Source organism: Pseudomonas sp. FIP_A4 (genome assembly GCF_036701605.1).
GTDB lineage: Bacteria > Pseudomonadota > Gammaproteobacteria > Pseudomonadales > Pseudomonadaceae > Stutzerimonas > Stutzerimonas phenolilytica.
The window spans coordinates 1-508 of sequence record NZ_JAYDXP010000113.1 but is presented as its reverse complement, the minus strand read 5'-3'; the positions used below and the strand labels follow the sequence as shown (position 1 = coordinate 508).

The 508-nt window shown below is 66.1% G+C and carries 2 pseudogenes; one reads left to right on the top strand and one right to left on the bottom strand.

Annotated elements, in window-relative coordinates:
- Positions 1 to 149: 149 nt before the first annotated feature.
- Positions 150 to 257 (top strand): annotated as a pseudogene (locus U8L64_RS03660) (lipoyl synthase); the annotation flags it as partial.
- On the opposite strand, the pseudogene U8L64_RS03655 reads toward U8L64_RS03660, so the two are convergent.
- Positions 252 to 335 (bottom strand): annotated as a pseudogene (locus tag U8L64_RS03655) (SDR family NAD(P)-dependent oxidoreductase); the annotation flags it as partial. The pseudogenes U8L64_RS03660 and U8L64_RS03655 overlap by 6 nt on opposite strands.
- Positions 336 to 508: the final 173 nt, after the last annotated feature.

Sequence of the window (508 nt, the reverse complement as noted above, 5' to 3'; positions counted from 1 at the left end):
CATGGACTGGCTGTTGTCGCGCAGCGCCCGGCGCACGCTTTCGTGCACCGCGGCGAATGCCGGCAGCGGAGAATCGTCGAGAAGCTTGATCCAGGCGGGGATACTGCGAGGGAGCGAAGTCGTTGTGGTCATGGCGCCGATTGAGAAGGGTCATGCAGCGCATGCGCGAGCATGACATCGACATGCTGACCCTCGGTCAGTACCTGCAACCGTCGCGCAGCCACCTGCCGGTGCAGCGCTTCGTCCATCCGGACAGCATGCTTGGATGCCGAGTAGATGCTCATCTTCGGCGCCGCACCCAGGCCGGCCACCGAGGCGGTGTTGACGATGGCGCGGGTGCGCACGCTGCTGCGGCGCGGCAATGCGGCGACGCTGCAAACCCAGCTCAGGGTCGCCGATCTCGAGGTCGACCTGCTCAAGCGCCGCGCCACGCGCGGCGGCCAGCGTATCGACTGCTTCCTGCACATCACCGACCGCATCAAGGACCTGATCATTCGCGGTGGCGAGA